17 protein-coding genes are annotated in these 20820 nt (G+C 31.4%); 15 read left to right on the plus strand and 2 right to left on the minus strand.

Annotated features, from left to right (window positions below; genetic code table 11):
* Positions 1–11 precede the first annotated feature (11 nt).
* The 12 genes from leuD (at position 12) to D2A34_RS21145 (ending at position 14934) form a co-directional block, all read left to right on the plus strand.
* A complete protein-coding gene (gene leuD, locus D2A34_RS21090; RefSeq protein ID WP_119367846.1) occupies positions 12–497 on the plus strand; it encodes a 3-isopropylmalate dehydratase small subunit in 486 nt (161 codons plus the stop codon).
* Between the two features lie 146 nt (positions 498–643).
* On the plus strand, positions 644–1717 hold the full coding sequence (gene leuB, locus D2A34_RS21095; RefSeq protein ID WP_079437693.1) for a 3-isopropylmalate dehydrogenase: 1074 nt from the start codon (positions 644–646) through the stop codon (positions 1715–1717).
* A 252-nt stretch (positions 1718–1969) separates the two neighbouring features.
* Positions 1970–3643: a biosynthetic-type acetolactate synthase large subunit gene (gene ilvB / locus D2A34_RS21100; protein WP_119367847.1), complete on the plus strand. Its 1674-nt coding sequence runs from the start codon at positions 1970–1972 to the stop codon at positions 3641–3643.
* A 13-nt stretch (positions 3644–3656) separates the two neighbouring features.
* The gene (gene ilvC, locus D2A34_RS21105; RefSeq protein WP_079437695.1) at positions 3657–4661 is read left to right on the plus strand and encodes a ketol-acid reductoisomerase; all 1005 of its coding nucleotides are present in this window, start codon (positions 3657–3659) and stop codon (positions 4659–4661) included.
* A gap of 139 nt (positions 4662–4800) precedes the next feature.
* The gene (locus tag D2A34_RS21110; RefSeq protein WP_119367848.1) at positions 4801–5055 is read left to right on the plus strand and encodes a GIY-YIG nuclease family protein; all 255 of its coding nucleotides are present in this window, start codon (positions 4801–4803) and stop codon (positions 5053–5055) included.
* Positions 5056–5438: 383 nt separating this feature from the next.
* On the plus strand, positions 5439–6749 hold the full coding sequence (locus D2A34_RS21115; protein WP_119367849.1) for an ABC transporter substrate-binding protein: 1311 nt from the start codon (positions 5439–5441) through the stop codon (positions 6747–6749).
* Positions 6750–6870: 121 nt separating this feature from the next.
* On the plus strand, positions 6871–7737 hold the full coding sequence (locus D2A34_RS21120; protein WP_119367850.1) for a carbohydrate ABC transporter permease: 867 nt from the start codon (positions 6871–6873) through the stop codon (positions 7735–7737).
* Complete coding sequence (locus D2A34_RS21125) at positions 7737–8636, plus strand: carbohydrate ABC transporter permease (RefSeq protein WP_119367851.1); 900 nt, start codon at positions 7737–7739, stop codon at positions 8634–8636. Before D2A34_RS21120 ends, D2A34_RS21125 begins: the two co-directional genes overlap by 1 nt.
* 351 nt (positions 8637–8987) lie before the next feature.
* Positions 8988–10508: a 4-alpha-glucanotransferase gene (gene malQ, locus D2A34_RS21130; RefSeq protein ID WP_079437700.1), complete on the plus strand. Its 1521-nt coding sequence runs from the start codon at positions 8988–8990 to the stop codon at positions 10506–10508.
* Between the two features lie 374 nt (positions 10509–10882).
* Complete coding sequence (locus D2A34_RS21135; RefSeq protein WP_079437701.1) at positions 10883–11884, plus strand: LacI family DNA-binding transcriptional regulator; 1002 nt, start codon at positions 10883–10885, stop codon at positions 11882–11884.
* Between the two features lie 352 nt (positions 11885–12236).
* The gene (locus D2A34_RS21140) at positions 12237–13631 is read left to right on the plus strand and encodes a methyl-accepting chemotaxis protein (RefSeq protein ID WP_119367852.1); all 1395 of its coding nucleotides are present in this window, start codon (positions 12237–12239) and stop codon (positions 13629–13631) included.
* A gap of 91 nt (positions 13632–13722) precedes the next feature.
* Positions 13723–14934 carry a CapA family protein gene (locus tag D2A34_RS21145; RefSeq protein WP_119367853.1) on the plus strand — a complete coding sequence of 404 codons (1212 nt, stop codon included), beginning with the start codon at positions 13723–13725 and terminating at the stop codon, positions 14932–14934.
* Between the two features lie 247 nt (positions 14935–15181).
* Here the strand turns inward: D2A34_RS21145 and D2A34_RS21150 are convergent, their stop codons facing one another.
* Both D2A34_RS21150 and D2A34_RS21155 read right to left on the minus strand, forming a co-directional pair.
* On the minus strand, positions 15182–16060 hold the full coding sequence (locus D2A34_RS21150) for an IS3 family transposase (RefSeq protein ID WP_119365406.1): 879 nt from the start codon (positions 16058–16060) through the stop codon (positions 15182–15184).
* 20 nt (positions 16061–16080) lie between these two features.
* A complete protein-coding gene (locus D2A34_RS21155) occupies positions 16081–16758 on the minus strand; it encodes a helix-turn-helix domain-containing protein (RefSeq protein WP_119365407.1) in 678 nt (225 codons plus the stop codon).
* A gap of 408 nt (positions 16759–17166) precedes the next feature.
* Between D2A34_RS21155 and D2A34_RS21160 the strand changes: the two genes are divergently transcribed.
* From D2A34_RS21160 to D2A34_RS21170, 3 genes are read left to right on the plus strand one after another with little or no spacing between them, the layout of a single operon-like run.
* On the plus strand, positions 17167–18588 hold the full coding sequence (locus tag D2A34_RS21160) for an HlyD family secretion protein (protein ID WP_119367854.1): 1422 nt from the start codon (positions 17167–17169) through the stop codon (positions 18586–18588).
* A gap of 5 nt (positions 18589–18593) precedes the next feature.
* A complete protein-coding gene (locus D2A34_RS21165) occupies positions 18594–19331 on the plus strand; it encodes an ABC transporter ATP-binding protein (protein ID WP_119367855.1) in 738 nt (245 codons plus the stop codon).
* The gene (locus D2A34_RS21170) at positions 19322–20590 is read left to right on the plus strand and encodes an ABC transporter permease (protein WP_119367856.1); all 1269 of its coding nucleotides are present in this window, start codon (positions 19322–19324) and stop codon (positions 20588–20590) included. The genes D2A34_RS21165 and D2A34_RS21170 overlap by 10 nt, the downstream gene beginning before the upstream one ends.
* The last annotated feature ends 230 nt before the right edge of the window (positions 20591–20820 follow it).

Here is a 20820-nt window from a genome sequence, read left to right on the forward strand (position 1 = left end):
GGTATTTAGTAATGAGCGTAAAAGGTAAAGTTTTCAAATATGGAGATAATGTAGATACAGACGTAATAATCCCAGCAAGATATTTAAATACATCAGATGCTAAAGAACTTGCTGCACACTGTATGGAAGATATAGATGTTGATTTTGTTAAAAATGTAGAAGATGGGGACATAATTGTTGCCAATAAAAACTTTGGTTGTGGTTCCTCAAGAGAGCACGCACCACTTGCAATTAAGACAGCTGGAGTTAGCTGTGTTATTGCATCGACTTTTGCTAGAATATTCTATAGAAATTCAATTAATATTGGTTTACCAATTTTAGAATGTGATGAAGCGGTGAAGAATATTGATGCGGGTGATGAGTTAGAAGTTGATTTCACAACAGGGCTTATTAAAAATTTAACTAAGAATAAGGAATATCAAGGAGAAGCATTCCCGGAATTTATGCAAAAGATAATTGATAATGATGGATTAATCGGATATATAAAAAATAGATAGTAATAAAATATAGATAATAAGAAGATTATAGAAAAGTTAACTTGATATATTTTATCAATAAAGAGATAATAATAATTAAATATATAAAGAGTTTATTTATAAAAAGCAATAAGAAAATAGGTAATTATAAGAGGGGGATTTTTATAATGAAATATAATATAGCTGTAATACCTGGAGATGGGATAGGACCAGAAGTAATAGATGAAACTATAAAAGTTTTAAAAGTTATCGGGGATAAATTTGGGCATAGATTTGAATATGAGTATGTATTAGCTGGAGGATGTGCTATAGATAAGGAAGGAACACCACTTCCTGAAGCAACTTTAGAAGCTTGCAAAAATAGTGATGCGGTTTTACTTGGAGCTGTCGGAGGACCTAAATGGGATGATCCTACAGCAAAAATAAGACCGGAACAAGCGTTATTAGGATTAAGAGGGGCGTTAAATCTTTACTGTAACTTGAGACCTGCTATACTATATGCTCCATTAAAAAATGAATCACCACTTAAAGATAGCATTGTTAAAGATGGAATAGATATTTGCATCGTTAGAGAATTAACTGGTGGTATTTACTTCGGAGAAAGAGGATTAGAAGAAATCAATGGAGTAAAGAGCGCTTATGATACTGAAAGATATAACGTAAATGAAATAACGAGAATCGCTAAAATCGGATTTGAAACAGCAATGAAGAGAAATAAAAAGCTTACAAGTGTTGATAAAGCGAATATATTAGAGAGCTCAAGACTTTGGAGAAGTGTAGTTAATGAAATGGCTAAGGACTATCCAGAAGTTGAGGTGAATCACTTATATGTTGATAATGCAGCGATGCAATTAGTTAAAGATCCAAATCAATTTGATGTGATTGTAACTTCGAACATATTTGGAGATATCTTATCAGATGAAGCTAGTATGGTTACAGGATCAATTGGGATGTTACCATCAGCTTCACTTGGGGAAGGAACTCTTGGAATGTATGAGCCGATCCACGGAAGTGCACCTGATATAGCAGGACAAGGAATTGCAAATCCACTAGCAACTATCCTTTCAGCGGCTATGATGCTTAGATATAGCTTCTCGTTAGAGGAAGAAGCTAAAGAAATCGAAAAAGCAGTTCTTGCAGTTCTTGAAGATGGGTATAGAACAGGCGATATAATGACAGAAGGTAAGAAAAAAGTTGGAACAGTTGAAATGGGAAAATTAGTTTGTGGGAAACTAAAATAGTAAGATAATTTATTGTTAATGGAGAGATTTACTTTATAGAGGGTATAAAGAAATTTCATCCATTAACTACTGAATGTTACGGTACAATAGGCTCTGTAAGTAATAGAAGAAAATTTTAATAATATATAATTCACAATATATAATGAAGGAATAAAAAAGTTTTTGATTAATAGGTATACTTAAGAAATTTCAAAGAGATTTCATCCTTAATTGTGAATTTAAGACCATTTTATAAGCAAGGGAGTGAGTAAAATGTTATTAACGGGGGCTGAAATCTTAATAAAGTCATTACTTGATGAAGGAGTAGAGACTATATTTGGATATCCAGGTGGAGCAGTATTAAATATATATGACGAATTATACAAGTATAAAGATAAAATAAATCATATTTTAACTTGTCATGAACAAGGTGCATCTCATGCAGCTGATGGATATGCAAGAGCTACTGGAAAAGTAGGGGTTTGTCTTGCAACATCAGGGCCAGGAGCTACTAATTTAGTAACAGGCATCGCGACAGCATATATGGATTCGATTCCTATGGTTGCTATTACAGGAAATGTGGCTCAACCATTGCTTGGAAAGGATAGTTTCCAAGAAGTTGATATAACTGGAATAACAATGCCCATAACAAAACATAATTATATTGTAAGGGATGTTAATGAACTTCAAAATATAATTAAGGAAGCCTTTTATATAGCACAGGAGGGTAGACCAGGACCGGTATTAATAGATATTCCAAAGGATATTACTGCTGATAAAACTCAGTACAATAAAATATTTCCTAAAGAAGTCGTTAGAAAATCTGAATATATTACAGAAAAGTCTTTACAAGAAGCCGTAGATTTAATAAATCAAAGTAAAAGACCACTTATATATGCAGGCGGTGGTATTGGGATAGCTGAGGCAACAGAGGAACTTTTAAGCTTTGCGGAAAAGATAAATTCACCTGTATCAACATCACTTATGTGTATGGCGGAATTTCCTAATAATCATGAATTATATACAGGAATGATAGGCATGCATGGAACAAAAGCATCAAATATTGCTGCAACTAAATGTGATTTATTAATAACACTTGGAGCTAGATTTAGTGATAGAGTTATAAGTAATCAAAATCATATTAAGAATGCAAAAGTGCTACAAATAGATGTTGATCCAGCAGAAATAAATAAAAATGTTAAAGTTGATACTTGTATTGTAGGAGATTTGAAAGTAGCATTAAGTCAATTAATACCTTTAATTAACGTAAAGCGAAACGAAGAATGGATTAATACAATAAACAGCTTAAAAGAAAATAAGAAGGTTAAATCAGATTGTGGTTTAACACCAGAATTATTCTTTGATAAGTTAAATAAGTTAAATGACGGAAGTTTCATAATATCTACTGAAGTAGGTCAACACCAAATGTGGACGGCACAATACTTCAATTTTAGAAATGAAAGAACTTTCATAACATCTGGCGGTCTTGGAACAATGGGATATGGTCTTGGGGCTGCAATCGGAGCTCAAGTTGGTAAGCCAGATAAAAGAGTAATTAATATTGCTGGTGACGGAAGTTTTGGGATGAATTGTAATGAATTAGTTACTGCAGTTAAAAATAGACTTCCATTAATCCAAGTAATTATGAATAATAATTGCCTAGGAATGGTAAGACAATGGCAGGACTTTTTCTATGAAGGAAGATATTCTCAAACAACCTTAGATAGACCTACAGATTATGTTAAGCTTGCTGAGGCTTTTGGAGCCAAAGCATTTAGAATAACTGAAGTGGATGAAATAGACTATATACTTAGAAAAGCTCTGGATTCAGAAGGTCCAGTTCTTATAGATTATCTAATAAACAGTGATAAAAAAGTTTTTCCTATGGTTGCACCTGGTGCACCAATTAATCAAATAATAAGCGAAGAAGATATTAATAATAACTAGGAGGGTAATTAAAATGCCAAAAATGTATTACGAAAAGGACACAGATTTAAATTTATTAAAAGGAAAGAAAGTTGCTATAATAGGTTATGGTAGCCAAGGTCATGCGCATGCGCTAAATCTTCATGAAAGTGGAGTGGACGTTGTTGTTGGATTATATAACGGAAGTAAATCTTGGGCTAAAGCTGAAGCAGCTGGATTACAAGTTGCTACAGTTGCAGATGCAGCAAAAGCAGCAGATTTAATCATGATTTTATTACCAGATGAAAAGCAAGGAAAAATATATAACGAAGAAATTGCTCCAAACTTAGAAGAAGGAAATGCATTAGTATTTGCTCATGGATTTAACATACACTTTGGTCAAATAGTTCCGCCATCATACGTTGACGTATTTATGGTTGCACCTAAAGGACCAGGGCATTTAGTAAGAAGAACATATACTGAAGGTGCTGGAGTACCTTGCTTAATTGCTGTACACCAAGATGCAACAGGAAAAGCAAAACAATACGCTTTAGCATATGCTAATGGAGTTGGTGGAGCAAGAGCTGGTATTCTTGAAACTACATTTAAAGATGAAACAGAAACTGATTTATTCGGAGAACAAGCAGTACTTTGTGGTGGGGTTTCAGAACTTATCAAAGCAGGATTTGAAACTTTGGTAGAAGCAGGATATGCTCCGGAAAATGCTTATTTTGAATGTATGCATGAAATGAAATTAATCGTTGATTTATTATATCAAGGTGGATTAAGCATGATGAGATATTCAATTTCAGATACAGCTGAATATGGAGATTACCAAATTGGTAGAAGAATAATCACTGATGAAACTAAGAAAGAAATGAAGAAAGTTCTTACTGAAATCCAAGACGGTACATTCGCTAAGAACTGGTTATTAGAAAATGAAACTAATAGACCAGGATTCAATGCAAGAAGAAGAATGGAAGCTGAACATCCAATCGAAAAAGTTGGTAAGGAATTAAGAGGAATGATGAGCTGGATAGATACAGCTAAGGTAGACTAATATAAAATAATATTTATATTTTTAGAAGACGAGATTTATATTAGATGCTCGTCTTCTTTTTTGATATAATTTATTATGAAAGATTTTCTGGTTTATGCAGAAATCAATACAATTTTTAATGTAGAAGTAGAGGTAATAAATGAATTATGTATATATCGTGGAATGTTCAGATGGGACATTTTACACGGGGTGGACAAATAATCTAGAAAAGAGAATTGAAATGCATTCAAATGGAATTGGAGCGAAATATACAAAAGGCAGAGGCCCTGTTAAGTTAGCATATCACGAAATATTTGAGGATAAAAGAGATGCTATGAGGAGAGAGTATGAAATAAAAAGATTAACTAGAAGAGAAAAATCATTATTAATAAAGGAAAACAGTACGAGTTTATGAATAAATGTATTATAATAAATTTATGCAACCGATTTTGTTAAAACCGTATTATAACGGAGAAATTAATAATAAATAAAAGAAAAACTATCAAAATTTCCTTATAATTAAGAAAAATATTACTTGTAAAAGTTTTCTTTAATTGATATACTTAAATCATAAAGAAGAATTTACTTCGAGAAAAGGTTAACATGAGTCTAGATAGTATGAGAAATACTAGAAGGACTAAATTTTTTCAAAATTGCGCAAACGCTTGCGAAAGAAATTTCAAAATATGTTAACATTATATATCTAAAAATAAAATTTTAGATATATGTTATATAATATAGTATAAGGTTTTTGAAAAAAATCAAAAATCAAATGAATTTTAATGGAGGGGTATTCACATGAAAACAAAAAAATTTTTATCAACAATTTTGGCTTCTACGCTATTAGTTGGAACTATGGTTGGATGTGGAACATCATCAAGCACTGAGTCAAAGAATACAAGCGATTCTGGAAGTGGAAAAACAATTAAAGTATTTCAATTAAAGGTTGAAATTAACGATGCGCTTCAAGAACTAGCTAAAAAGTATGAGGCAGAAAAAGGAGTCAAAGTAGAAATTACTTCAGTAGGTGGAGGTGCAGACTATGGTGCATCACTAAAAGCAGAATTCCAAAAAGGTACTGAACCAGATATATTTATGATCCAAGGTGCAGGAGATTATGGAGTTTGGAAACATAAAATTGACGATTTAAGCTCAGAAAAATGGGTAAGTAATGCTGTTAAGGGAACATTAGATACAGTTACCTTTGACGGAAAAGTATATGGTATGCCAGCAGCAACAGAAGGTTATGGACTAATATATAATAAAGAAATTTTGGACAAGGCTGGAATCGATGCCAAATCTATAGATACATTTGATAAGTTAAAAGCAGCATTTGAAAAATTGGATAGCAAAAAAGCTGAATTAGGAATTGATAATGTTGTATCATATACAACTAAAGAAACTTGGGTAACTGGTAATCATACATTTAATATTCCGTTAGCAGCTCAAGAAAATCCAAAACAATTTACGCAAGACTACGTTGCAGGAAAAGCAGATTTAGTTAATAATAAACAATTTAATGATTGGATGAATCTTGTAGAATTACTTTGCAAATATGGCGGAGGAAAAACATTAGATACAATAGATTACAGTAATCAAGTTGGTAACTTCGCACTTGGAAAAACTGCATTCCTACACCAAGGTAACTGGGTTGCTGGAGATTTAAAGAATTTAGATGCTAAATTTGATATGGGATTTGCACCTTTAGCTATCAATAATGATACAAAGGTAAGTGGATCAATTCCAGTAGGGGTTCCAATGTACTGGGTAGTAAATAAAGACTCAAAAGTTAATAAAGAAGCTAAAGAATTCTTAGATTGGATGGTTAATAGCAAAACTGGTCAAGAATCACTAGTTAAAGATATGAACATGATCCCTGCATTCACAAACTTTGCAGTTGAAAGTGACAATAAATTAAATAAATCAATATCTGAGTATAATAAAGCAGGGAAAACACTTCCATGGGCATTTACTAATCTACCAGATGGATTTACAATGAATAATATAGGACCTGTATTCTCTAAGTTCCTTACAACTGACATGGGAGCGCAAGCTAAGAAAGATATGTTACAAGGTCTTCAGGACGCGGAACAAAAAGCTAAACAATAATAAATTAAAAAGTTCAAAATGGATTCATGGGGAAACTAAAACTTCCTCATGAATATTTTATAAGAATTTATATATAAGTCTTAGAACATAATAATAAATATTATTAGAAAGGAGCAAGTATATGGGTAAGAAAATGAAAGATAGTAGAGATTTTTGGATTTTTGTAGGTCCATCTCTATTTGCAATAACAATGGTAGTAATAATCCCATTCATAATTGGTATTTATTATACATTTACAAATTGGAATGGTGCGAATCCGGAATATGATTTTGTTGGAATAAAGAATTATATAAATCTTGTTAAAGATGAACAATTCATATATTCTTTAAAAATAACTATATTATACACAATTGCAAGTGTAATAAGTATTAATTTAGTTGGTTTTGGACTAGCATATGCAGTTACAAGAAAATTAAAAACTAATAATTTCTTAAGAACTGGATTCTTTATGCCAAATCTAATAGGAGGGCTTATCCTAGGATTTATATGGCAATTTATGTTTAACTCAGTATTTACTGGACTTGGTCAGGTTTTCGGAAGCAAAGCGCTTTCGACATCCCTATTACAGGATGCAGGTACAGCAATGTTTGCGATGCTAATTGTTTCAACATGGCAATATGCTGGATATATAATGGTAATTTACGTAGCGGCTCTTGAAAATGTCCCAACTGACTTAATAGAGGCAGCACATATTGATGGAGCAAATGGATGGCATACGTTTAAGAATATAACTATACCTATGGTAAGACAAGGAATGACGATTTGTTTATTTTTAACTTTAGCTAATTCGTTTAAATTATTTGACTTAAACTTCTCTCTAACACCCGCAAAAACTACTGAAATGTTAGCTTTAAATATATATAAAGAAGCGTTTGTAGTAAATAATATGGGGATAGGGCAAGCTAAAGCTATTATATTCTTTATACTTGTAACTACTATTTCTTTAACACAAGTTTACTTCAACAAAAAGAAGGAGGTAGAAGCATAATGGAAGCAAGTAAAATGGTTAATAATGCAGAAAAAAGTAAATCAAATAAAAAGTTAAAAACGTTAGATAGCTATACTGGAAGGCTGAAATTCCTAGAAGGATTTGCGTGGGCATTACTAATATTATACATGGCACCCTTCTACTTAATGTTCATAAATTCATTTAAAACAAGAAGGGAAATTTTTGCGAATACCACAGGGTTACCAACTACATGGAATTTAAAAAACTATTTAGATGCTATAAATAGAATGGATATGCTAAACTCATTTATTAATTCAATGGTGATAACAGTTGGAAGCGTAGCATTAATAATTTTATTTTCTTCAATGGCTGCATGGGTATTGGTCCGTGATCAAAGTAAGAAGAGTAAGATAATATTTTATGTATTCACTTCAGGAATGATAGTACCATTCCAGGCTGTAATGCTACCACTTGTAAAATGGATGGCAAAGATTCAAATTGGTCCTATTAAGATGTTAGGTACTCACTATGGTCTTATATTTATGTATATAGGATTTGGTGTTAGTATGAGCATATTCTTATTTCATGGATTTATTAAAGGTATACCAAAAGAAGTTGAAGAGGCGGCAACTATAGACGGATGCAGTAAATGGCAAACTTATTTAAAAGTAATATTACCATTATTAAAACCAACTACTGTTACAGTAGCAGTATTAAATAGTATATGGGTATGGAATGATTTCTTGTTACCATTCTTAACAGTAAACGGCAAAATAAATACTATACCACTAGCTATGAATAATTTTTTTGGAGCATTCTCAAAACAATGGGAATTAGCAATGGCGGCATTGATTTTAGCTATAATTCCAATAGTTATATTCTACTTCTTTGTTCAAAAGCAAATAATTGCAGGGATTGTTCAAGGATCAATAAAATAATTATTGATAAGAATTTAGAGACTACTTTAAAAGTTGCTTAATGTAGTAATTTAATGAAATGCGGATTTTTAATCAAGATTTAATATATATCAATAAATCATAATATTGTAGAGCAGGTTAGAAAAGGTATAATTTAAATTTTAGTTAAGAAACTCTATAAATTAGAATAGTTTAAGAAATACTTTTGAGGATAGTCTCTTGATTTTTAACTATGGCAGAATAGAGTTATTTAGATTGTTATAGTTAACAATAACTAATTTATAGGTTTTTACGCAAACGCTTGCTTAAGCTGTGAGAGAGTATAAATTTCCGCAGAATATTTAGAACGAAAGGTGAAAATAGGAGGAAGATATGAATAGAGGTAGTGGTATTATTATGCACATTGCTTCGCTACCAGGAGAATACGGAATAGGAACCTTTGGTAATGAAGCATATGAATTCGGAGATTTTTTAAAGAAAGCAGGACAAAGGTACTGGCAGATTCTGCCCTTAGGCCCTACGAGTTATGGTGATTCACCTTATCAATCTTTTTCAGCATTTGCTGGAAATCCGTATTTCATAGATTTTGAGATATTAAGAAAAGATGGCTTACTTAGTAAGGAAGACTACGAGACAGTTAGCTTTGGTGAATATACTGAGGATATTGATTATGGTGTAATATTTGTAGAAAAATTCAAGGTTTTAAGAAAAGCGTATGAAAATTTTAAAATACAAGATTCTAAAGATGCAAAAAAATTTGAAGAAAAAGAGACATATTGGCTTGAAGATTATGCATTATATATGGCTGTTAAAAATCATTTCGGTTTAAAAAGCTGGCAGACATGGGATGAAGACATCAAACTAAGGAAACCAGAAGCTATCGAAAAGTATAAAAAACTATTAATCGATGAAATAGGATTCTGGAAGTTCCTACAATATGAATTTTATAAACAATGGGAAAACTTAAAATCATATATAAATGAATTAGATATTGAAATAGTAGGAGATATGCCTATATATGTTGCAGAAGATAGTGCTGATGTGTGGGCCAACCCTGAGGCGTTTTTACTTCATAAAAAGACATTAAAGCCACTAAAGGTTGCTGGATGTCCGCCTGATATATTCTCGGCAACGGGACAATTGTGGGGAAATCCAATTTATGATTGGAACTATATGGAGAAAACAGATTACAAATGGTGGGTTGATCGTATAAGACAAAGTTTAAATCTATATGATGTGCTTAGAATAGATCATTTTAAGGGATTTGAATCATATTGGTCAATTCCTTATGGTGATGATACAGCAGAAAATGGTGAATGGATAAAAGGACCTGGAATAAAAGTATTTAATGCAATTAAGGATGAGCTAGGAGATGTTAATATAATTGCTGAAGATTTGGGAACATTAACTGAAGAAACCATTAAATTGAGAAATAATACTGGTTTCCCAGGAATGAAAATATTAACATTTGGATTCGATTCAGATAGTGAAAATCCTTTTTTACCTCATAATTATGAAAAGAACTTTATAGTTTATACTGGTACTCATGACAATGATACTGTTAGAGGGTGGATGGAGACAACAGCGCCAAAAGAGCAAGTTAAAAATGCTATAGAATATTTAGGCTTAAGCAAAGAGGAAGGCTATAATTGGGGGTTCATAAGAGGGGCTTGGAGTAGCATTGCGGATATTGCTATAGCTCAGATGCAAGACTTCTTAGATTTAGGAAATGAAGCGAGAATTAACTTACCATCAACACTGGGAAATAACTGGCGTTGGAGAGTAAAAGGATCATTAATAACAGATGATTTGGCTGAAAAAATTAATAAGCTTACTGAAATCTATGGAAGAACAAATAAAAAGTCTAATATAGACAGTGTACAAGATCTATAAAATTAATATGAATTTACTTAAATAATCTTTGCAATATTAATTTATATATTGTGAAGATTATTTCCATATTAATAAATAGAGGGTATTTTCACTTGTTTATTTAGGAGTTTCTTATTATTTATTTGGAGGCTTTACTAACAACCGTACGGTAAATTTTGTTGTTAGTAAAACTTAGTAATATACTGTTTGTAACATTTTTATAGGTATGATAATATTAAGATTATTAGAGCAAATTATCTGCAAAGATAAGAATATTTAAGATGAGTAGAGTCTTATAATAATAGATTCTACTTTTAAGCTTTTATTTTAGAAGCTTTAAAATAAATATTAATAAATGTTACAGTGGTTTATTAGTATAGAAAGGAGTAGAGGATATGAAAGTTACAATAAAAGAAGTAGCAAAAGAAGCAAATGTATCACCATCAACCGTATCTAGGGTTATATCCGATAGTTCACAAATAAGTGAAGAAACTAAGGAGAAAGTTAGGGAGGCAATAAAACGTTTAAAATATAGACCTAATGCCATAGCTAGGAGTCTAGCTAATAAGAAAAGCAGAATTTTAGGTGTAGTTTTACCAAGTGAAGCTCATGATTTGATAACTAGTACGTTTTTTATCCAAGCAATGAAAGGTATGAGCAGCTACGCTCAAAATAAGAAATATTATATAACTTACGCATTTAGTGAGGATGAGAAGACAGAATTGGAGTACATTAATAATTTTATCACTAGTAATTTGGTCGATGGAATATGTTTATTACGTGCGAGAACTGAGGATAAAAGTATTAAGTATCTTAAGGAAACACAGTTCCCATTTGTAGTAATTGGAAGACCGGAAGAGACAGAGGATGTGTTATGGGTTGATAATGATAATTTCCAAGCTACTTATAATTTAGTAAATGAACTTATAAAAAAAGGTCATAAAAATATTGCTTTCCTAGGGGCTAAAAAGGAATGGAATGTAACTAAGGATAGATTTAAGGGATTTAAAGTGGCGTGTGAGATTAATGGGATATCAATACAAGATAATAATGTTGTCATGGTTAAGGAGTTTAATGAACAAGAAGGTAGAATTGGAACTGTAAGATTATTAGAGAAAGCTACACCTACGGCTATAATAGTAGAAGATGACGTGTTAGCTTTTGGAACATTAAAAGTTCTTAAAGAGAACAATATAAGAAATATAGATGTAGTAGGGTTTAATAATAATCCACTAGATGAATTTCAAAGTCCATCACTATCATCAATAGATATTAATTCGGCTGAACTTGGATATTATGCAGTAAAAATCTTAATAGACTCCTTGGAAAATGATGAAAAATCAATAGACCACTATATTATTGATACTAAACTTGTAAAAAGAGAGTCCTTTAAATAATACTTTCAATTTAATAAGTATTATTTAAAGCTGCAAGCGATTGCGATTGGATTTATTAATAATAAGCATTTTAAATGATTAAATGGGCAAACTCACTCATAGTCTAAAAAATAATATTATAAAAATAAGTATGTAATACAAAAGAATTCTTATAAAAATTAAAAATATTTTTAGTTTTAGAGGGTTCTTTTATTTTATATGTACTACTCTTGGATAATTATTTATGGAAGAGTAGTACATATGATTTACGACATTTGTTAACGTTTAACGACAAAATTAAATGGTGAGATAATTAAAAATCAAGCAAAAGAACTAATGATTTACTAAAACTATTATAGAAAGGGAGAGTACAATGAAGATAAAAAGAGAAAAAAATAAGAGAAATGGAACAAGCTTAAAAAATAGAATCATAGTTAGTTATATTATTGTATTAAGCTTTATGCTTATAATAGCAAGCGTTTGCATTAATCAAATGAAAAGTATTGTGAAAGAATTAGGAGTAACTCAGGAGATAATCAATAATGCAGCGGTTCAGACAATGACAAAGCAAAGCATGAGAGCATCTATTACAGAACTTGAGAATTCGGTAAATAAATTTACTAATATATCAATTATTGTTTCCATTGCTGGATTTATAGTTACTCTAATACTTGCGATTATAATTATTAGAGGAATACTTAAGCCTCTAAATGAATTGAGCAAATTTTCACATTCATTAAGAGCAGGTGATTTAACCATAAAACTTGTAGGAAATTATGATAAAGAGTTCGGAGACGTTATAGAAAGTTTAAATGAAGCAATAAATGCTAATAGATCAATGGTTGGTAATATATATTCTTATTCAAAGCTATTAATAGGATCAAGTGAAGAACTTAATAATATAGTTAATAGCATAAATAATAGAATATTGGAAGTTAATTCTTCAACTGAAGTGATTTCTAGTGAGGTTGAACAGCTAAGTGCAGTTTCCCAGGAAGTGAATACGTCAACATTTGAAATAAAGACAGTAGTATCGGGCTTAAATGAACTTGCAGTAACAGATAATAAATCTGCGGAAACTATAAGAAACAAAGCAATTCATGTTAAAGAAAAGGGACAAACAGCTGCAGAAAATGCGAGGAGAATATACTTAGAGAAGATTGAGAATATTACTAATGCGATTGAGCAAGGCAGTGTGGTACAAGATATCAAAATGATGGCAGATGTAATTGCAGGAGTATCAGAGCAAACTAATCTTTTGGCACTTAATGCAGCAATAGAGGCAGCAAGGGCTGGAGAGCAAGGAAAAGGTTTCGCTGTAGTTGCTGACGAGGTAAGGAAATTAGCTGAACAAAGCACAGATACCGTTGATAAAATAAAAAAGATCATCAGCGAGGTACAAGGTGCTTTTAGTAATTTGAGCGAGCATAGCAAAGATTTACTTTCATTTTTACAAGAAGATGTAGATAGTGATTATGAACTATTAATTGAGACAGCAACTAGCTATGAAAATGATTCAAGATTAATTACTAACATGGCAGAAGAGGTTCAAAATACTAGCATGACTATTGAAGAAATTATTATGCAAATAACCCAAGGAATTAATAGAGTAAGCTTAAATGCAGTAGAGACAGCTAGTAAATCACAAGATATACAAAAAAATGTGGATGAAGTTACTGAGCAAGTGGGGACTATTGTTAAGGCTATTTATGAACAAACTACTATTGCAGAAGAACTGAAAGATGTTATTAATGTATATAAAATCTAAGAAAATAAGATCATATTTATAGAAGCTTAATGTATAATGTGTTAATATTTGTATAAAGATAACTCAAAGTCTAGAAATTGGGGGACTATATATGAGTAGAAGAAATTACAATAAGCATGAAAAAAAACGTCAAGGAGCTTTGAAGAAACAAAATGGTTATTTAAGAAGTTTTATTTCAATTGTCGCAAGTATATTCATTGTTAGTGGATTCGGGTTATATTTGAAAAGTATAAATACTCCCAATATCCAGAAAAATGAAATTAATAGTAATATAATAAATAATGAAATCATAAGTGAAACAACTAATGAAGATAAGCATGAAGATAATATCGTAAAAGAATCAGTTAAGAAGGAGATTTTAATTTCCTTTGCTGGAGATTTTACGCTAGGGACTGATACTAAATTTACTTATGACGGTAGTTTACCGGCAGCATTCATTAATAGCGGAAGGAATTATTCTTATTTCATGCAAAATGTATCAGATATATTTAAGAATGATGATTATACATTAGTGAATTTAGAGACTACATTTACTGACTCAAATGTTAAAGCGCATAAAGATGGAGAGGTGTTTTATAATTTTAAAGGACCTAAGGAATATGTTAATATTCTTACGAATGCATCTATAGATGGTGTTACAATAGCCAATAATCATATTTATGATTATGGTAGTCAAGGTATAAGTGATACAATTAATACTTTGAAATCAAATAGTGTTGATATTTGTGGTGAAGGATATAAGATATTAAAAGACATCAAAGGAGTTAAGTTTGGATTTTTGGGATATACAGGTTGGGAATACTCAAAAGATTTGAGAGTAAAAATAGCAAATGATATTAGTGATTTAAGAAAGCAAGGCGCAGAAATTGTAATCCCATATTTTCATTGGGGAATAGAGCGATCATATAGGCCATATGATGTTCAAGAGAACTTGGCGAGATTTGCTATTGATAATGGAGCTGATGCTGTCATAGGCTCACATCCTCATGTTATTCAAAGTATGGAAAGCTATAAAGGCAGACTTATAGCATATTCCATGGGAAACTTTTGCTTTGGAGGGAACTCAAACCCTCCTGATAAAAGAACATTGATACTTCAAACTAAAGTTAAGGTTGAAGATAATAAACTAGTTGGTTTTGAATATAAAGTGTTACCCGCTATGATATCATCAAGAAACGACAGAAATGATTATATCCCTACCTTAGCTAGCGGTGAAAACAAGATAAATATATTAAAAAACTTAAATGAATTATCACCAACATTAAATGGAAGAATTAAAGATGAATTTTTTACATTAGGTTAAAATTAATTTAATGATAGATAAAAATGGAAATATTATTTTAAATTATAGGGGTTATAAGATCTATATAATTTAAGATGTAAGTGAATTTCAAAAATATGAAATCCGCTTACATCTTTTTTTATTAATTATTAAGAAATGTATAATGATAAATGGAAAGAGAATATATAAAGTGAACTGCTTCCCGTCAAGTAGACAATTAAAAAAATAAAAAAATTTTCTGCCAGTGGGTCTAACCTGCTGGCAGTTTTTATGCTGCATGTAAATATATTTCATGCTTTTCCATCGGTGTTAATACACCAAGATTTCTCTGCAAGCGTATATTGTTGTAATAATCGATATATTCTTCAATCATCTTTACTAAAGACATCTTATCTGTAAATTGTTTTCCGTAGTATCGCTCTCTCTTGATAATTCCCCAAAAACCTTCCATCGGTCCGTTATCAATACATTTTCCAACTCTTGACATACTTTGTGTCATTCCTGCATCTGTAAGCTTTTGATGAAATACACGGTTGGTATATTGAAAACCCCTGTCACTATGAAAAAGGGGATGAGCCTTCGGTTCTTTCGCAATAGCATCATCTATAGTATCAAATACCAATGAGTTATTGTTAGTATCTCGAATAACATAAGATACGATTCGGCGATCATAAAGATCCAAAATAGCACTTAAGTAAACTTTACGCTTCTCACCATGAACATAATACTTGAATTCTGTTACATCAGTAAGCCATTTTTCATTCGGAGCGGAAGCACTGAATTCTCGATTTAAAAGGTTCTCCGCAATATATTGAGGATTCTTAGCCTGTCTAGTACAACCGTTATTCTTATATTTTATGGTAGATTGAATATCTAGTTTACGACAAATACGCAATACACGCTTATCATTCACTTTGATATCATGATAGCGTTCTAGGTCATCTCGAATTCGTCGATACCCTTTGTCTGGACTCTTCTCGTGAATCTTTTCAATCTTGTCAGCAATGAGCCTATTTTCACTTTCATTCAAGGTAACATCTCTTTTTAGCCACTTATAGTAACCAGCTCTTGAAACCCGACCAAGTTTGCATAAGGCTTGCACAGGATAATTATATTTTGCATTTTCTTCTTTGATTGCCTGATAAATATATTCATGGCGAACTCGGCTTAGCCCCGCCTCCTTTCTATCTCCTCGAGTTTTTTTAAGAAGGAAACCTCCATTTCAGCTCGTTCCTTTTCAGCACGTAAAATCTTGTTCTCTGCTCGCAATTTTTCCAATTCATTCATCTCAGCTTCGGGTTTACACTTCCCGCGCCTGTCTTGAAGGCCATCTATTCCAACCTTTTCATATTTCACAGTATAGCCTCTAGCCTGTTGATATGAAATCTGGTATTTTTCTGATGTTTCTTTATAATTATGTTCATGTGCAATGCAGTATTGTACAATTTCAACTCGTTCTTCAAATGTGGTTTTTCTTCCTTTGATCATGATCGTTTTCCCTCCTGCTCCATAAGCTTTCAGCTTCTCATGACCATTATACTTCAAAACCCATTTAGATATAGTATCATTTGATGGAATTTTGTATTTTACGGCTAATTCTTGCAATGAACCTTCTCCACAAATATAAGCATTAACAACCTTATGTTTAAAGGCTGAGCTATAGCATGCATTATGTCCAGTTCGGATAAATGCGCTTTCTCCGAAAGTCCGATATTTAGCAATCCACTTTCTAAAAGGTGCGCTGGTCACCCCATATTTCTTTGCAATAGAATCATAGCTACCTTTTCCATCTAAATGTTCTTTTACTGCCTGAAGTTTTTCTTTAGGTAAGATATTTCTAGACATAAAATTACTCCCTTCTAAGTAAAACAGTTTTATTATTTCAACTGTCTACCTAGAAGGGAGCATATCAAAGGCTGTGTTCTTATATTTTTTTATTACAAAATTGAAAGATAAATGTAAGGATTATCAATATAACATTGAATGAAAGTGATTTACTATATAATTATCAGATTCACATTTATATAAATAATGTTGTTTAAGGAAAAGTTAATGTTTTATTAAGAGTTATATTATATTTGTAATGATATACTTATTGAGTATTAGACGGGACCATATATGTGAACTAATGTGAATGGTAGTAAAGTACATAAACCAATGAGGGGAAAGCATAGAAGAGTAGAATGAATTTATGTTAACTACTTGTATTACATATGAATCAATGAAAATTATAAAGATTGGGGGAATTTATAAATGCCAAAGTTAGATATTAAGAAATTAAAACCTAAAGGCATAATCCTAAAAGGATTAGAACTGAAAAAGAAACCAAGTAAAAAAGTAATATTACTGTGTACAATATTTTTAATAGCAGCAATATTTGTAATAGTTAAAGTAGTTATGCCTAAACCAGCCTTAGAGATCAAACATACAGTTTTATCAAAGGGAAAAATCATAAATAGTGTGAATGTCTTAGGAGAAATAAAATCTCAGGAGACTACCAATATATATAGTACAATAAGTAATCCGGTAAAAGAGGTCAAGATTAAGGCTGGAGATAAAGTAAAAGCAGGAGATGTTTTAGCTATATTAGATACGGGAGGATTAGAAAAAGATATTGAACAAGCTGTAGTTACTGCTGACGTATCAGAAGCCAATGCTAAGGTGCAGCTTGATAGTGCAAGAAAAGCATATGATGATGAATTACGGTTATATAATAGTAACTCGAATGGGGAGATAAAGAACGCTGAAGAAACTCTAAAATTAGCAAAGATTAATTATGATGATAAGAAAAATATCTATGAGAATAACAAAGCTTTATTTGATAATGAAGCAATTTCAAAGAGTGAATTAAATAAATTTCAAATAGATTATGAAACTGCAAAATCAGATTATGAGAAATCTATAGTAGCATTAGATAATGCAAAAGTTAAGGTGAATCAAGCCCTGACTACAGCTAAGAGCACTTATGATACAGCACAAAATAACAGCAACAATAATAGCCAAAGAATTGCAATAGAAAAACAAAAGCAGCAATTAGATAATTGTACAATTAAAGCTACGGTTGATGGCACAGTTACAGTTGTAAATGCTGTTGTCGGGAATTCTGGAAATGGGGTTTTATTTCAAATAGAAAACTTAGATAATATGGAAATAACGGCATCAATAAAAGAGGTTGATATAGCAAATATTAAAGTAGGACAAAGAGCCGAAATAAAGACGGATGGAACAGGAGAAGAAATTATTCAGGGAGAAGTTATAAGTGTTAGTCCAACTGCTAAGAAGGGTGATATGACTCAAGTTAAATCAACAGCTCAATCACAAGGGACAGGTAATGATACAGGTTTTGAAGCTAAAATAAAGATTAATGGCATCAATGAAAATATAAAAATTGGTATGAATGCGAGAGTAAATGTTATTTTAAATGAGAAATCAGATATTTTTGCAGTTTCATCTGAGAGTATAGTTCAAAATAATGATAGTAAAAGTATATATATAGCAGAAAAAGCTGATGATAAGCCTAATAAGTATATAGTTAAGGAGATTCCAGTAGATACAGGGGTTGAATCTGATTTTAATGTTGAAATTTCAGGTGAGGGAATTTCTGATGGAATTATCATAATTGATGATCCTTCGACTTGTAAAGTTGGAGAAAAAATTAAGATAAATGAGGGGTGAACTTTTTGAAAGATAATATAATAGATATGAGAAATATTGTTAAAAGCTTTTATATTGGAACTCCCAATCAATTAGATATCCTTAAAGATATAGATATAACAATAAAAGAAGGTGAATTTGTATCAATAGTTGGTGCATCAGGATCAGGGAAAAGTACCTTAATGAATATTATAGGAGCACTGGACAGGCCAACTTCCGGAACATATATTTTAAATGGTACAAATGTTGGTGAAAAAACAGATAATGGATTATCAGAAGTGAGAAATAAAAAAATAGGATTTGTATTTCAGACCTATAATTTAATACCAAGAAGCTCAGCCTTAAAAAATGTTGAGTTACCAATGCTTTATTATGGAATGAATAGGCATGAAAGAAGAGAAAGAGCAGAAAAGCTTTTAGAACTTGTTGGAATGGAAGATAGAATGAAGCATCTTCCTAACGAGTTATCAGGGGGACAAAAACAAAGAGTTGCTATTGCTCGTGCACTTGCAAATGAACCTAGTATAATATTAGCAGATGAACCAACTGGAGCTCTTGACTCCTCAACAGGAAGATTAGTTATGGATTTGTTTCATAAGGTACATGAAGTAGAGGGTAAGACTATAGTGTTTATTACTCACAACCATGAGCTTGCAGAGGAAACGGAAAGAATTATAACGCTAAAGGATGGAAATATAGTATCAGAAGAGTATAATGACAAGTATGTTAAAAAATTTCCAGATGGTGAAAAGATATGTTTATAAAAGAAAATATATTACTTGCAGTAGCAGGAATAAGGGCAAGTAAAATGCGATCACTATTAACTATGCTTGGAATTATCATTGGAATATCTTCTGTTATAGGAATTGTATCCATCGGAAGTGCGATAACTGCAAAAGTATCAGGTGAGTTAGATAAGCTAGGTGCTAATAATATGATGGTTCAGGTAAGAGAAAAGAGTGAAGATGGTTCTGACAGAGGATATTCGGGTAAATCACCAGAAGATAGTGACCTTATTACTTTGGAGCAGATAAACTCAATTAAGGAAGCGTTTTCGGATAGAATTAGCAATATAAGTATAGATTCGGATACAGGACAAGGAAAAGTAAAAGATGGATACGTGTATGCTAATATAACGACTACAGGAGTAAATGATGGATATAAAGACGTTAATAATGTAAAGATGATTAGTGGGAGATTCATTTCCGATAAAGATATTAAAGGCATGAAAAAAAGCGCAGTAGTTTCAGATAAACTCGTAAATAATATTTTTAAAGGAAAGTCTGATCCTATAGGAAAAGAAATAAAGGTCTATGTACAAGATAGTATTGAAACCTATGTTATTGTAGGAGTATATAAATATCAGCCTCCATCATTTCTTCAAGGAGGAGGGACCGCGGCAAAAGAAAAGGATATACAAACTAGCTTATATATTCCTATAACTACTGCAAAAGCAGAGCAGAAGAATAAAAATTACTATGGTTTTATGATTAAACCAAATACAAATGTTGATTCAGAAAAATTTGTTAAGGATATGAAGAAGTATACAGATAAGTTATATAAAAATAATAAGTATTGGGAATTGCAAGTTATGAATCTTCAAAATGAAGCAGAATCAATTACATCAGTACTTGGTATGATATCCATGGGCATATCTGTAATTGCAGCAATAGCATTACTCGTAGGTGGAATTGGAGTAATGAATATAATGCTTGTATCTGTTACAGAAAGAACAAGAGAAATAGGAACAAGAAAGGCTCTTGGGGCTAAAAGTAGCCATATAAAAATGCAATTCATAACTGAGTCGGTCATAATATGTACAATTGGTGGTACAATAGGAATAGTACTGGGAATTGGAATGGGAATAATTGCATGTCTGGTATTAAAATCACCAATATCGATATCTGTACCAACAATTTTAATAAGTTTCACTTTTTCAATGGCAATAGGTGTATTTTTTGGATACTATCCAGCTAAAAAAGCGGCAAGCCTTGATCCGATTGAAGCCTTAAGATACGAATAAGTTTATAAAAATAATAATGAGTAAATCTCAATCACATATTTAATACAAGTATGCATAAGTAGAATTTAGTTTCAGAAGATAGTCACTATGGTTTGATTGAAAACCTAATTTGGCTATCTTCTCTTTTATTGAAAAGAATTTTCAAAGTATAAAAAAACATTCTATAATTTTAATGACATAGAAAGTCGATATTTTTACTAATATTTATTGACAAGTCTCTGTAACTATGT

It is taken from the genome of Clostridium chromiireducens, assembly GCF_003575225.1.
GTDB lineage: Bacteria > Bacillota > Clostridia > Clostridiales > Clostridiaceae > Clostridium > Clostridium chromiireducens.